The organism is Rhizobium sp. CSW-27 (assembly GCF_018760785.1).
Lineage (GTDB): Bacteria > Pseudomonadota > Alphaproteobacteria > Rhizobiales > Rhizobiaceae > Neorhizobium.
The window spans coordinates 42173-56176 of sequence record NZ_JAHHZO010000016.1 but is presented as its reverse complement, the minus strand read 5'-3'; the positions used below and the strand labels follow the sequence as shown (position 1 = coordinate 56176).

Genomic DNA, 14004 nt, shown 5'->3' with positions numbered 1-14004 from the left:
TGGCGCCGCCGCAACGAAGGGCCGGGCTGCTTGCGTCAGGAGGCGAGCCGCGTGCGGACCTCCTGCTGCAGGCGCTCGAATTCGCTCATCAGCGCCTGCAGGTGCAGTTCGCCCTGCTGGGCAAGTTCGGGATCGTTGATCTCGCGCCAGTCGAGGCACAGCTGGTAGATACGCGCCGCCCCCACATTGGCCGCGGCACTGCGCAGTGCATGCGCCGAATTGCGGAAGCCCTGCACGTTTTCCTCGGCCACCGCATGCGACAGCGCCTTCAGCGCATCGACCGAATCGTTGACGAACTGCTCCAGCAGCTGGTCGACGAAATCCGGGCCGCCCAGTTGCTCCAGCGCCTCGCAGGTGGCCGTGTCGATGACCGGTCGCTCCTGCGGGGCACCAGCCGGCTCGTCGGCATCGGATGCCCCCGTGCCTGCCGCATCCTCGGGGCCGAGAACCGCCTCGATCGCCTCCAGCAGCCGGCGCGGTTCGAGCGGCTTGGTCAGGCACTCGGCCATGCCGGCCTCCAGGCAGCGCTGGCGGGCTTCGCCCGTCGCATCGGCGGTCACGGCGATGATCGGGATCTCCGTCATGCCGAGCGAGGCGAAGCGGTAGAACTTGGTGGCCTCGATGCCGTTCATCACCGGCATGTTGACATCCATCAGCACCAGGTCGAGATCGCCCTTCAGCATGCGCTCGACGGCAGCCTCGCCATTTTCCACCACCTCGTAGGTATGGCCGTTCGTCTCCAGGATCTTGCCGAGCACCATCTGGTTGGTCTTGTTGTCATCGGCAATCAGCAGCTTGAGCGAGCGCATCTTCTTCTGCGGCGGCATCTCCTCGGCGGCGAGATCGCCCTGCGCATCGGCCATGGCGGCCAGCGCCGCAAGATTGGTCGGGGCCTCCGGATCAACGATGGTGAAGAACAGATCGCGCATGGCCGGCGTCAGGCGCACCTCCTCCGGCTGCCGGTTGACCAGCACCAGAAGCGGCGCCTCCTCCGGGCGGGAGGCCTGAAGCAGATGGCGGGCGACGCGGGCCGGCGACGGATCGCGCATCTGCGAATCGATGAGGACGAGCGGGTGGCGCAGGCCCTTGCGATGCTGGTCCCGGACCGCTGCAAGGCCCTCCTCCAGGCTCGCGACCGCCATCGCCTCCTCATAGGCCGGCGCGGGAAGCGGACCGGAGCCGAGATAGACGAAGGGCGGCAGCCGTGTCTCGGCCGCGTCCTGCGCCGTCACCACGCCGACGGGCAGATGGAAATGAAAGGTGCTGCCTTCGCCCGGCGCGCTGACCACGCCGATATCGCCGCCCATGGCGCGCACCAGCTGGCGCACGATGGCAAGGCCGAGGCCGGTGCCGCCGAACCGGTCGAGAATCGTTCCATCGGCCTGGGTGAACCGCTCGAAAATCCGCCCATGGGCGGAGGGATCGATGCCGATGCCGGTATCGGACACTTCCACCTTGAGCGCCGTGCCCTCGCCATCGGCGCGGAAATCCACGTCGATGCGCACATGGCCACGCTCGGTGAACTTGACCGCATTGCTGGCGAGGTTGAGCAGGATCTCCTCCAGGTGGCGGCGATCGGCCATGACGAAGCGCGGCGTCTGGCTGCTCATGTGCAGGGCCAGCCGCAGCCCCTTGGCATGGGCCGCAACGCCGGCAATGGCGCGCACATCCTTCAGCAGGCGCGGCAGGTCCACCCGCTCCAGCTGGATCTTCACCTGCCCCGCCTCGATGCGCGACAGATCGAGCACCGCCTCGATCAACGACAGCAGCGAGCGGCCGGAGCGGCTGATGGTGCGCACCATGTCCTTGTGCTCGCTCTTCAGCGACATGCCGAGCAAAAGGTCGCTGAGGCCGATGATGGCGTTCAGCGGCGTGCGCAGTTCATGGCTCATGCTGGCCAGGAACAGGCTCTTGGCCTGGCTTGCCTCCTCCGCCTCGCGCTTGGCCTGCGACAGCTTGCGGATCAGCTTGGCCGTGTAGGCGGGGATGACGATCAGCGCGCCGATCAGCCCGATCGACAGATTGGTCTCCTCCTGCCAGTAGGAGGTGGTGAGGATGACGGCAAGGAAACCGGAGACGGCGGCAACGGCGGCAAGCGCCAGATAGACGACGCCGAAGCGGAAACCATTGCCCAGCACCGCCCAGAAATAGACCAGGAACAGGCCGGCACCGGCCTCTCCGCTGACATGCAGCCCGTAGGAAAAGGCCCCCACATCGGCCATGATGCCGGCGACCCGCCGATAATGGCAGATGCCGGGAAAGGCGAGGATATGGACGAAGAGGCCGAAGGCGAAGAAGCCGAAGATGCCGACCGGCAGGGCCGCGACATCGAGCGCCGCCGCCGCCGCATCCGAGCCGAGCGCACCGGCCACCAGCAGATAGACGAGAATGCCGGAGGCAAGCAGCAGCCGGTTGGTCGTCAGCTCGTGCTCGGTATCCGGCCGGTTGCGCAGCAGGATGCGCACCTCCCTGAAGCTTCGCGGCAGCGACGGGCGGAGGGGCCGGGCGGGCCGCAGCGGGGGCATCGCGTTCATGCCTCGACCTCGGCGCGCCGGCCCGATTGCAGGAAGGCGACGAACTGGGCCGACGGCATCGGGCGGCCATAGAGATAGCCCTGCATCACGTCGCAGCCATCGACTTTAAGAAGTTCGGCCTGCGCGGCGGTTTCCACCCCTTCGGCCACCACGGTGAGCCCGAGGCTGTGCCCGAGATTGGCGACGGTGCGCACGATCGCATGGTCGCTCGGATCCTCCACCATGTTGCGCACGAAGCACTGGTCGATCTTGATGCGATCGATGGGGAACTGGCGGATATAGTTGAGCGAGGAATAGCCGGTGCCGAAATCATCGATGGAAATGCTGACGCCGAGCCTGGCGATCTGCCGCAGCGCCGCAACCACCGTCTCGGTGTTCTCGATCACGATGTTCTCGGTGATCTCAAGGTCGAGATAGCGCGGTTCGAGCTGGGAGACAGCCAGCGCCCGTTCGACCAGTTGCGCCACGTTGACGCGGCGGAACTGGACGGGAGACAGGTTGACGCTGATGCGCAGGTCGCGAAGGCCCATGCGCTGCCAGGATTTCGCCTCGCGGCAGGCCTCCAGCAGCACCCATTCGTTGATCGGCACGATGAGGCCGTTTTCCTCGGCGCGCGACAGGAAGGCGCCGGGGGTGAGCAGGCCGTTTTCCGGATGGTTCCAGCGCAGCAGCGCCTCGGCCCCCACCACGCAGCCGGTGGCCGAGGAAATCTGCGGCTGGAAATACAGGGCGAACTGCCGCTCCTGGATGGCGCTGCGCAGCTTGCCGTCCAGCACGGCATTGTTGCGCATGCGCTCGGCCATGTTGGTCTCGAAGAAGCGCACCTGGCTGCCGCCGGTTTCCTTGGCCTGGTACATGGCAAGCTCGGCATTCTTGACCAGCCGGTTGACATCCGTGCCATCGGCCGGATGCAGCGTGGTGCCGATGCTGACCGTGCAGCAGAAGCGCTTGCCTTCGCTGATGAAGGGCTGCGCCACCGCCTCCATCACCTGCTCGGCGAACTGGATGGCGCTGATGCCGCCCTGCGAGATGGTCTGCAGCATGGCGAACTGGTCGCCGCCGACACGCGCCACCATGTCATCCGCCTCGACAAGCCCCCGCAGGCGGTGCGCCACTTCCTTCAGGAAGGCATCGCCCGCATCATGCCCCAGCAGCTCGTTGATACTCTTGAACTCGTCGATATCGACGAAATGCAGGGCAAAGGCGCGGTCGCCGCGGCGAGCACGGGCGACCTCGCGGCGCAACCGGTCGAGCAGGAAATTGCGGTTGGGCAGATTGGTGAGCGCGTCGTGGCGCGCCACATGCAGGAGATGCTGCTCGGCGCGCTTGCGATCGGTAATGTCGAGCGCGCTGGTGACGACGCCGACGACGATGTCGTTGCTGTCGCGCAGCGGCGATTTGGTGGTGAGGAAGACGCGCTTTTCGCCGCTGGCGCCGGTCAGCTCGCGCTCGAAGCTCTGCAGCGGCTGGCCGCTGCGGAACACCTTGCGATCCAGCATGCGGTTCGGGCCGGCAAGCTCCGGATCGACCAGCGTATCGCTGCTGCGGCCGACGAGGCCGGCCGGGTCGCGGTCGAGGAAGGCGCCCACCAGGGCATTGACGAACAGGATGTTACCGTTGCCATCGCAGGCGCTGACCATGGCAGGCACCGTATCGATGACCTGGGCCAGCCGCTCGCTGGAATCGCGCAGCACCGCCGCGCGCGATTCCTCGCTGGTCGCAAGCTCCACGGCGAGATTGCGCGCCCGGCTTTCAAGCAGCAGCTGCTGCATGCGCAGCTTCAGCAGGTTGCGCGCGCGCGTGGTGAATTCCTGGTGATCGACCGGGCTCTGCAGGAAATCCGTGGCCCCCGCCTCCAGCGCGCGCATGCGAAAGCTGCGCTCCTCATAGACGGTGATGACGATGACCGGGATTTCCGAAAAGCCAGGCAGGCTGCGCAGGGCACGGATGAAGGCAGCGCCATCCATGACCGGCATCTTGAAGTCGGTAACGATGAGATCCGGGACGACACCGCCCTCGAAGGCTGCCAGTGCAAGGCCGGGATCGGCAAAGCAACGGATCGACACCCCTTCCTCGATGGAGGAGGCAAGCCTTTCGAAGATGCGGCGATTGGTTTCCTGGTCGTCAAGAATCGCGATGAGGGGCATCTGGAATTCCGATAACATCTCGGTGGCCGGCGAATCGGCGGCACGCCGCTTGGCACCGCGCAAGGTTTTCATGCCTTTTCCGGCACTTCATCCAGACGTTAGAAGGCAAAGCGTTAACAGTTTGATACCGCAAGCGCCGAAACGGCATCGATCCAACGCGATGGCATGACAGATTTTTCCCCCTGCATTTCAGGGTGGAAAATTGTGGCCGAACAACCACACCCATGGCGCAGATGAGACAGTGCGCGCGAGCCTCCGGGCGTTTTCTTTGACGATGCCTAATATACGACCTAACCTCCCGCCCAGCAAAGCGGATCGGGCGGAGAGATGTCGTTTTCATCCTATGACGCGCTGGAAGCCAGAGACCTGTCCTTCCTGCGGCAGGTGCTGGAGGAGGCCTGTGCCGAACGGGGCGTCATCCTCGACAGCGCGGAAGCCGCAGGCATGGCCCGATCGCTCATCGACTGGTACCTGTTCGGCATCCGCCATCCGCAGCAGCTGAAGGACATGCTGGATCCGCTGCCGCTGAGGGCCGGATCCTGAGGCGGCAGCCGGTGCGAGCCGGGCGCCGCAGGACGCCGGATCAAGGCCGCTTGCCAGCCCCCGGCCCGCGGCTTACCGGTTGGCCGACCGTCGGGTCCGGGTCCTGATTCGCCCGCCCGTTCCCCGAACCTTCACCGCCAGAACGCCGGACAAGGAATGCCCAGGAAAGACAAGCGCAGCCCGCTCGACAAGCTGACGAAGCACTGGCGGCGCGCAAGCGACGCGGAGCGGCGCGCCTTTCTGGAGGCCCTGCGGCAGGAGGGCGTTCTGCCGAAGACCGGCACTTTCTCGGCGACCGGCGCGGCGAGCGCCCGGCGGACAGGCGGTGCATCCCTGCCCTCGGCGGGGATGGAGGCGACCGGCGAGATGATCGCCAATGGCCGCTACCTGCTGCCGATGACCGTGGCACGCATCGAGGCGATCATGATCCGCCGTCGCATCGGGCCCGCCGAGGTGATGGCCGAGGCAGGCTTTGCCGGTGACGGCGCGGTGCTGACGCGGGCGCTCATTCGCCAGGCGAGCCTGCGCCTCTCGGTCATCGCCGCGCTGAGGGACTGGCTGGCAGAGAACGAGGCCTGCGCCCCTGCTGCCATGCCGGACGCGGAGAGCCCCGCCCCGCAACAGCAGCCATCCGCCGGGCCCGCGGCGTGAGCGACAAGCGCCGCGCAGGAGGCACTTCGGCCTTGCGGACGGCAGGGCCGGCCGGCTGGCCGGCGGGGCAAGGCCTCAGAAATCGATGGCGCGGCCGTTGATCTCCCAGTCGCCGAAGCGGGCGGGATCGGCACCGCCGCGGCCGCCCAGTTCCGGCGGCAGATCGAGCGGCTTTTCCCGGGCCCGGCGCTCCTCGGCCTCCTGCAGCGCGCGCTGCGCTGCCGGCGACAGCACCTTCGGCGCGGCCTCGGCGAGAGCTTCCGTTTCGCGATTGTCGTTGTCCGGCGTCTGCATGATCTGTCTCGTGCCCTGCTGTGATCGGTCTCTTCGAGGCGCAATATTGAAAAGGCGCCCCGAATGACCACATCCTACGGCAAAAGGCGGCAGGCTTGAAGCGCCGCGACCATTTTGCCCGGAGACGTGACGATGAACATGATCCGCACTGCCATGCTGCTGGCTTTCATGACCGCATTGTTCATGGGCGTCGGCTTCCTGATCGGTGGACGTGGCGGCATGATGATCGCCTTCCTGATCGCCGCCGGCATGAATCTGTTTTCCTACTGGAATTCCGACCGGATGGTGCTGTCGGCCTATCGCGCCCAGGAGGTGGACGCGCACAATGCGCCGGAATTCTACCACATGATCCGAGATCTTGCCGCCAATGCCGGCCTGCCGATGCCGCGCGTCTACATCTACCAGAACCCGCAGCCGAATGCCTTTGCCACCGGCCGCAATCCGGAAAACGCCGCGGTCGCCGCCTCCACCGGCCTGCTGGAACAACTCACCCCGCAGGAGGTGGCGGGCGTGATGGCGCATGAACTGGCACATATCCAGAACCGCGACACGCTGACCATGACGATCACGGCGACGCTGGCGGGTGCGATCTCCATGCTCGGCAACTTCGCCTTCTTTTTCGGCGGCAATCGCGACAACAACAATCCGCTCGGCTTCATCGGCGTGCTGGTGGCGATGATCGTCGCCCCCTTTGCCGCCATGCTGGTGCAGATGGCGATCAGCCGCACGCGCGAATATTCCGCCGACCGGCGCGGTGCGGAAATCTGCGGCAATCCGCTCTGGCTCGCCTCGGCGCTCGCCAAGATCGCCGGCGCGGCGCATGTCATTCACAATGACGATGCCGAGCGCAACCCCGCCACCGCCCACATGTTCATCATCAATCCGCTGTCGGGCGAGCGGATGGACAACCTGTTCTCCACGCATCCGGACACAGGCAACCGCATCGCGGCGCTTCAGGCCATGGCGGCCGAGGGGCACTCGGGGGAGCATTCGGGCGGCTACCGACCTGCCGATGCCCGCTCCGTCGACACCGGCCCGGCCTATTTCGGCGCTCCTGCCTCGACGCGCGGCCGCGCGGCTGATAGACCCACGCGCAAATCGCGTTCCGTGCCGACCACCGGTCCGGTGCGTCGCCACGATGAACCGCGCAAGGGTCCCTGGTCTTGACCGCAGACGACACGTCCCCGAACACACCGAAGACTGAGAGCCGCCGGTCGAAACCGGGCGGAAAATCCGCCGGGGCCCCGGGCACAAAGCCGGTACAGGCCTCCGACAAGCCGGGCCTTGACGTGCGCATGGCCGCCGCCAAGATCCTGGCGGCGGTGATCGACAAGAAGACGCCGCTTGACGGCATGCTGGATGCCGGCCATGGCAACCCGGCCTACAGGGCCTTGAGCGATGCCGACCGCGCTTTGGTGCGCGCAATCCTCAACACCACGCTTCGCCACCTGCCGCGCATCGAAAAGAGCCTGTCCCTCATGCTGGACAAGCCGCTGCCGGAAGGGGCGCGCGCACTGCAGCACGTGCTGACCACCGCGGCCGCCCAGATCCTCTATCTCGACGTGCCATCGCATGCGGCTGTCGACCTTGCCGTGGAGCAGGCCAATCGCGATCCGCGCAACCGCCGCTTTGCCAAGCTGGTGAACGCGCTTCTGCGGCGCATGGTGCGCGAGCGCGACGCGATTCTCGCCGCAAGCGAGGCCATTCTGCCGGTGCCGGGCTGGTTCCATGCGCGGCTGGTGAAGGCCTATGGCGAAGCGGAAGCACGGCGGATCGCCGAGGCGCAGCTGACGCCGGCGCCGATCGATCTCACGGTCAAGGCCGATCCCGCGCTCTGGGCTGAGCGGCTGAATGCACGGCTTCTGCCGACGGGAAGCCTGCGGCTTGCCGCCTTCGAGGGCAGCGTCGCCGCCCTGCCCGGCTTTTCCGAGGGTGTCTGGTGGGTGCAGGATGCCGCCGCCAGCCTGCCGGCGCGCCTGTTCGGCCCGCTCGCCGGCAAGCGCATTGCCGATCTCTGCGCCGCCCCCGGCGGCAAGACCGCGCAGCTTGCCGTGCTCGGTGCCGAGGTGATCGCCATCGAGCAATCCGCCAACCGGGCCGAACGGCTGAAGGAAAATCTCGCCCGGCTTTCGCTGCCGGCCGAGGTGCTGAACATCGATCTCTTCGCCTACAGGCCGGACGAACTGCTGGACGGCGTGCTGCTCGATGCGCCCTGCTCCTCCACCGGCACCACGCGCCGGCATCCGGACGTGCTGTGGACCAAGAGCATGAAGGACATCGAGAAGCTGGCGGAACTGCAGGGGCGCATGCTGCGCCACGCGCTGACGCTGGTGAAGCCCGGCGGCCTTGTCGTCTTCTCCAACTGTTCGCTCGACCCGCTGGAGGGCGAGGATCTGGTGGCAGCCCTTCTCAAGGAAAACCCGGCGGTGGAGCGCGTGCCGGCCCGCCGCGAGGACTGGCCCGGCCTGGAGGAAGCGATCTCGCCTGCCGGCGATTTTCGCACCACGCCGGCCATGATCGCGCCGGACGAAGGTTATGCGGGCGGCATGGACGGCTTTTTCGCCTGCACGTTGCGCCGCCGGTAAGACTTTCTTCACCATAAGCGACCACAGTCGGCCACAGGAATGGACCGTGCCCGCTGCCCGGGCACGGGAGGGGTCCATCAGGGATTTCCGGTATTGGTCATGTTGTTCGCCGAGCGCCGCAGACATCTTGCGTTGGGGATGACCGAGGCGCGCCGTCGCCTGGGCCGCCGGATCACGACGCTTGCCATGCAGCGCTGTCGCCTGGGCCTCGACGTGCCGGAGCGGCTGATCGTGGCGCCGACGGACCTGCGCGCCATCGACCCCTTCATTGCCGAGGAAATTCTTTCCGGGCGCTTTCCGCTGGCCGGAAAGCTGCTGGAAACCGAGGGCGAATCGCCGTTCCTGGTGGCCGCCCCCTCGCGCGCCTTTGCCGAACGGCTGCATTCCTTCGCCTGGCTGCGCCACATGCGGGCGCTGCGCAATGCCGAAGCCCGCGCCCGTGCCCGCGCCATCGCCACCTCCTGGATGAACCTGCATCAGAAGCGGCTCTCCGGCACCGCCTGGCAGCCGCATGTGACGGCCGAGCGGATGATCGCCTGGCTTTCCCATTCGCCGGTCCTGCTGCAGGGCGCCGAGGGCAGCTTCTATCGCCGCTTCATGAAGAGCCTTGCCGTGCAGCGGTTCTATCTGCACAAGGTGATCTCGACCCTGCCGGAGGGGGAAACGCGGCTGCGCATCCGCATCGCGCTGGCCATGGCCTCGCTCGCCATGCCCTCCGGCGACAAGCTGATCCGCCGCGAGGGCGTGAAGCTCGATCAGGAACTGGAGCGGCAGATTCTTGCCGATGGCGGCCACGTGTCGCGCAATCCGCGCACCATGCTGGAGCTGCTGCTCGATCTTCTGCCGCTGCGCCAGACCTATATCAACCTCGGCCACGACGTACCGGCCAAGCTGATCCCGGCGATCGACCGCATCTATCCGGCGCTGCGCTTCTTCCGTCACCAGGACGGCGATCTCGCCCTGTTCAACGGTGCAACCGCCACGCCCGCCACGGAACTCATGTCGGTGCTGCGCTATGACGAGACGGCGGGCAAGCCGTTCAAGGCGCTGCCGCACAGCCAGTACCACCGGCTGACCGCCGGCGAGACGACCATTCTCGTCGATACCGGCACGCCGCAATCGGCGGACCTGTCGGCCGGCGCGCATGCCGGCTGCCTGTCCTTCGAAATGTCGGCCGGCCGCAGCCGCTTCATCGTCAATGCGGGGGCGCCGAAATTCGCGGATGCGAAACTCAGGCTTCTGTCGCGCGCCACCGCCACCCATTCGACGGTGACGCTCGGCGAAACCTCCTCGCAGCGAATCCTGCAATCGACCTTCCTCGGTCCGCTGATGGCCTCCGGCATCGGCGCGGTGACCGCCACCCGCTGGGAGGATGCCTATGGCAATGACTGGCTGAAGGCGAGCCATGACGGCTATGTGGAGGCCTTCGGCTATGTCCACCAGCGCGAGATCGGGCTTGCGGCCAAGGGCGACAAGATCAAGGGGCACGACCATTTCTTCGTGCCGGACGAAAGCGGTAAGGCGAAGCACGGCCGAAGAGTGACGGGCACCGCCCGCTTCCATATTCATCCCAATGTGGGCCTGAAGCGCATCCACGACGATCTGATCGCCATGGCAACGCCCGGCGGCGACACCTGGCTGTTTTCGGCGCCCGGCCAGCGGGTGGAGATCGAGGAAGACGTGTTCTTTGCCGATGTCTCCGGCATCAGGGCAAGCCGCCAGCTGGTGATCGCCTTCTCGCTGCCGGAGACCGTGGACCTGCGCTGGATGCTGAAGCAGCAGCTTTGAGCGCTCTCCGGCACCGGCAGCCGTTTCCTCCGGCGCCAAGCTGTGCTAACGCGCGAGCCATCCAGGCGCCCGATCATTGTCCGAAGGGCGCGCGCACCAGCACGGAGTATCCCGATGGCCGTCGTCTCGAAAATGATCCCCGCCCCCGACCAGGTGAAGATCCGCACCGCCCTCCTCTCGGTTTCCGACAAGACGGGCATCGTGGAACTGGCGACGGCGCTCAGCGAGCACGGCGTGCGTCTGCTCTCCACCGGCGGCACCTTCAAGGCCATCCGCGATGCGGGCCTTGCCGTCACCGACGTCTCCGACGTCACCGGCTTTCCGGAAATCATGGATGGCCGCGTCAAGACGCTGCATCCCGGCGTGCATGGCGGCCTGCTGGCCATCCGCGACGATGCCGACCACGTGAAGGCGATGGAAGAGCACAAGATCGGCGCCATCGATCTTGCCGTCATCAACCTCTATCCCTTCGAGGAGGTGCGCGCTGCCGGCGGCGACTATCCGACGACCGTCGAAAACATCGACATCGGCGGCCCGGCGATGATCCGCGCCGCCGCCAAGAACCACGCCTATGTGACCGTGGTCGTCGATCCGCAGGATTATCCGCAGCTGATCCAGACGCTGGCCAGCAATGACGGCCAGACGGCTTACGCCTTCCGCCAGAAGCTCGCTGCCCGCGCCTATGCCCGCACCGCCGCCTATGACACGATGATTTCCAACTGGTTCACCGAGGCGCTCGACATCGAGATCCCGCGCTACCGTACGCTCGGCGGCGCGCTGTCGCAGGAAATGCGCTATGGCGAGAACCCGCACCAGGCGGCCGGCTTCTACCTGACGGGCGAGAAGCGTCCGGGCGTTGCCACCGCCAGGCTGCTGCAGGGCAAGCAGCTCTCCTACAACAACATCAACGACACCGATGCCGCCTTCGAACTGGTGAGCGAATTCTTCCCGGAAAATGCGCCGGCCTGCGCCATCATCAAGCATGCCAACCCCTGCGGCGTGGCGATCGGCTCCAGCCTGACGGATGCCTACAAGCGGGCGCTCGCCTGCGACAGCGTTTCGGCCTTCGGCGGCATCGTGGCGCTGAACACGCTGCTCGACGCGGAAACCGCGACGGAAATCGTCAAGGTCTTCACCGAGGTCATCATCGCGCCTGACGTCACCGACGAGGCGCAGGCGATCATTGCCGCCAAGAAGAACCTTCGCCTGCTGGTGACCGGCGGCCTGCCCGACCCGCGCTCGCGCGGCTTCACCGCCAAGACCGTCTCCGGCGGCCTTCTGGTGCAGACCCGCGACAATGCGATGGTGGAGGATCTCGATCTCCGCGTGGTGACGAAGCGCGCCCCGACCGAGCAGGAACTGATCGACATGAAGTTCGCCTACAAGGTGGCGAAACACGTCAAGTCGAATGCGGTGGTCTATGCCAAGGACGGCCAGACGGCCGCCATCGGCGCCGGCCAGATGAGCCGCGTCGATTCCGCCCGCATCGCCGGCCTGAAGGCCGAGGAAGCAGCAAGGGCCATGGGCTGGGCCGAACCGATGACCAAGGGCTCGGCCGTTGCCTCCGAAGCCTTCCTGCCCTTTGCCGACGGACTTCTCTCGATGATCGCCGCCGGCGCCACCGCCGTGATCCAGCCGGGCGGCTCGATGCGCGACGAGGAGGTTATCGCCGCCGCCGACGCACATGGCGTCGCCATGGTCTTCACCGGCATGCGGCATTTCCGCCATTGAGGCGAGCATGGCCCCATCATCAGGCATGGGGCCATTGATCCAGAAGAAAAGGCCCTCTCTGGCCTGCCGGCCATCTCCCCCACAAGGGGGGAGATGGCCTGTAGCACCGTCCCCCTGCAGACCTCAAAGGTCTTCACTCCAAGGAAGGCAGAGAATAAGCCGCGAACGGCGCGGCAGGTTAAGCCCCTCCCCACAAGGGGCTTAACCTGCCGAACTTCTTCGTGCCTCCATCTGGGCAAAACGGTGCCACACCTTGTCTCCTCCCTTGTGGGGGAGATGGCGGCAACCAGAGGGGGTTTTCCATCCCGCCCGCGCCCCGCCCTGCGAACACACCAGAATAGTCAGCGCGCCACATCCCGAGCCGGATAGGGCGTTCTCAGCAGCAGCAGGAAGCCCGCCGTCAGAAAGACGATCAGCGTGGCCATGCCGAGCCGGGATGAGCCGCTGGCATAGGTGACGAGGGAGAAGGAGAGCGTCGCCATGAAGCTGGTGGCGCGGCCGGACAGCGCATAGATGCCGAAATAGCGGCCGGCCTCGTCCGGATGGACGCTGCGGGCGAGGAAGGAGCGGGAAGAGGCCTGCACCGGCCCGAAGGCCATGCCGATCAGAAGGCCGAAATCGAGATAGGCCTTTTCCGCCGCCGTTCCGAACAGGCCGCCGCCATCGGCCGGCGACAGCGGCAAAAGCCCGAAGAAGACATAGCCCGGCCCCGTCGAGATGATGCCGAGGGTTGCGGAGACAAGCAGGATGAGGCTTGCAATCACCACAACCTTTGAGCCGAACAACCGGTCGAGACGCCCGGCGATCAGGCAGCTGACGATGGCAACGACATTGAGCAGGATGCCGAACAGGCCGATCTCCAGCGTGACCCAGCCGAACATGCCGGCGGCAAAGGCGCCGCCGAGGATGAGCAGCCCGTTGACGCCATCCTGGTAGAGCATGCGGGCGACGAGGAAGCGCAGGATCAGCCGGCGCCGGCCGAGCAGGTCGGCAAGCGTGATGCGCAGCTCCCGAAGGCCGGAACGGACGGCCGTGCCCATCGGCTCGCCGCGTCTGGCATCCGGGGTGAAGAAGAACATCGGCAGGATGAAGATGAAATACCAGAGCGCCGAGAGCGGCCCGGTGATGCGGGCATCCTCGCCGGTTTTCGGATCAAGCCCCAACAGCGCCGGCAGGCCGAGCAGCGTTTTGCCAGAAGCGGGGTCGGCGGCGAGGAAACCGACCACGAGGATCAGCACCAGCATGCCGCCGAGATAGCCGAGGCCCCAGGCGGTGTTGGAGACCCGACCCACCTCGCTCGCCGGCACCAGCCGCGGCATCATCGAATCGTTGAACACCACGGAAAATTCGGCCGCGATCGAGGCAAGGATCATGAAGGTGACCGGCCAGATGAGCGGCGAACCGGGTGCCGCGAACCAGAGCATGGACAGCGATGCGATCTTGATCACCGCGAAAAACGCGATCCACGGCTTGCGTGGCCCGGACTGATCGGCAATCGCGCCGAGCACCGGCGACAGGATGGCGATGACGATGGAGGAGATCGTCGCCATGTTGCTCCACATGGCCTGGGCGGAGACCGGATCCTGCGTCAGCCGGGCGACGAAATAGGGTCCGAAGACGAAGGTGGTGACCACCGTGAAAAAGGGCTGGGCTGCCCAGTCGAACAGCATCCAGCCCCAGATTCCGCGAGAGGGCGCGCGCTGCGCCGTCTCCATTTCCGTCACCGTCACG

10 protein-coding genes are annotated in these 14004 nt (G+C 66.4%); 6 read left to right on the top strand and 4 right to left on the bottom strand.

Annotated elements, in window-relative coordinates; translation table 11 throughout:
- Nucleotides 1-35: 35 nt before the first annotated feature.
- On the bottom strand, nt 36-2534 hold the full coding sequence (locus tag KLP42_RS22655; RefSeq protein ID WP_215569759.1) for an ATP-binding protein: 2499 nt from the start codon (nt 2532-2534) through the stop codon (nt 36-38).
- On the bottom strand, nt 2531-4753 hold the full coding sequence (locus KLP42_RS22650; protein WP_252193193.1) for an EAL domain-containing response regulator: 2223 nt from the start codon (nt 4751-4753) through the stop codon (nt 2531-2533). Before KLP42_RS22650 ends, KLP42_RS22655 begins: the two co-directional genes overlap by 4 nt.
- Nucleotides 4754-5008: 255 nt before the next feature.
- On the opposite strand from KLP42_RS22650, the gene KLP42_RS22645 reads away from it, so the two are divergent.
- Both KLP42_RS22645 and KLP42_RS22640 read left to right on the top strand, forming a co-directional pair.
- A complete protein-coding gene (locus tag KLP42_RS22645) occupies nt 5009-5224 on the top strand; it encodes a hypothetical protein (RefSeq protein ID WP_215569757.1) in 216 nt (71 codons plus the stop codon).
- A gap of 156 nt (nt 5225-5380) precedes the next feature.
- Nucleotides 5381-5875 carry a DUF1289 domain-containing protein gene (locus tag KLP42_RS22640; RefSeq protein ID WP_215569755.1) on the top strand — a complete coding sequence of 165 codons (495 nt, stop codon included), beginning with the start codon at nt 5381-5383 and terminating at the stop codon, nt 5873-5875.
- Between the two features lie 75 nt (nt 5876-5950).
- Here the strand turns inward: KLP42_RS22640 and KLP42_RS22635 are convergent, their stop codons facing one another.
- On the bottom strand, nt 5951-6169 hold the full coding sequence (locus tag KLP42_RS22635) for a DUF1674 domain-containing protein (RefSeq protein WP_215569753.1): 219 nt from the start codon (nt 6167-6169) through the stop codon (nt 5951-5953).
- 132 nt (nt 6170-6301) lie between these two features.
- Between KLP42_RS22635 and htpX the strand changes: the two genes are divergently transcribed.
- From htpX to purH, 4 genes are all read left to right on the top strand, one after another.
- Nucleotides 6302-7336, top strand: a complete 1035-nt coding sequence (htpX, locus tag KLP42_RS22630; RefSeq protein WP_215569751.1) for a zinc metalloprotease HtpX — start codon at nt 6302-6304, stop codon at nt 7334-7336.
- On the top strand, nt 7327-8754 hold the full coding sequence (locus KLP42_RS22625) for an RsmB/NOP family class I SAM-dependent RNA methyltransferase (protein WP_502941340.1): 1428 nt from the start codon (nt 7327-7329) through the stop codon (nt 8752-8754). The genes htpX and KLP42_RS22625 overlap by 10 nt, the downstream gene beginning before the upstream one ends.
- Before the next feature lie 99 nt (nt 8755-8853).
- Nucleotides 8854-10542 carry a heparinase II/III family protein gene (locus KLP42_RS22620; RefSeq protein WP_215569749.1) on the top strand — a complete coding sequence of 563 codons (1689 nt, stop codon included), beginning with the start codon at nt 8854-8856 and terminating at the stop codon, nt 10540-10542.
- Between the two features lie 114 nt (nt 10543-10656).
- The gene (purH, locus tag KLP42_RS22615) at nt 10657-12273 is read left to right on the top strand and encodes a bifunctional phosphoribosylaminoimidazolecarboxamide formyltransferase/IMP cyclohydrolase (RefSeq protein ID WP_215569747.1); all 1617 of its coding nucleotides are present in this window, start codon (nt 10657-10659) and stop codon (nt 12271-12273) included.
- Between the two features lie 341 nt (nt 12274-12614).
- On the opposite strand, the gene KLP42_RS22610 is transcribed toward purH, so the two are convergent.
- The gene (locus KLP42_RS22610) at nt 12615-13988 is read right to left on the bottom strand and encodes an MFS transporter (protein WP_252193200.1); all 1374 of its coding nucleotides are present in this window, start codon (nt 13986-13988) and stop codon (nt 12615-12617) included.
- Nucleotides 13989-14004 lie beyond the last annotated feature (16 nt).